This window comes from Streptomyces sp. NRRL WC-3549, from assembly GCF_000721935.1.
Classification (GTDB): domain Bacteria; phylum Actinomycetota; class Actinomycetes; order Streptomycetales; family Streptomycetaceae; genus Streptomyces.
Genome location: NZ_KL585406.1, coordinates 78,436 through 78,689, shown reverse-complemented (window position 1 = coordinate 78,689; position 254 = coordinate 78,436). Strand labels below are relative to the sequence as shown.

Sequence of the window (254 nt, the reverse complement as noted above, 5' to 3'; positions counted from 1 at the left end):
AGCCGCTCGCGGCCCGGGCCGCGGGCATTCTGCCCGCGTCCTCGGTGACGTACGAATGGATCCCGCGCGCCGAGAACAAGCACGCCGACCGGCTCGCCAACGAGGCGATGGACGCGGGAAAGCGGGGCGGCCAGTGGGACCCGGCGGCCTCGACCGCCGAGCTGGACGCGCCGCGTACCGCCCCCGACCCGGAACCGGCCGGTCCGCCCGGAGACGCGACGGCGGGCGCCGCCAGGGTCCGCGCCGCGATGGCC

The 254-nt window shown here is 78.3% G+C and carries 1 pseudogene; it reads left to right on the top strand.

The annotated features are described in order from the left end of the window. Nucleotides 1-254 (top strand): annotated as a pseudogene (locus tag IH13_RS0119005) (bifunctional RNase H/acid phosphatase); the annotation flags it as partial.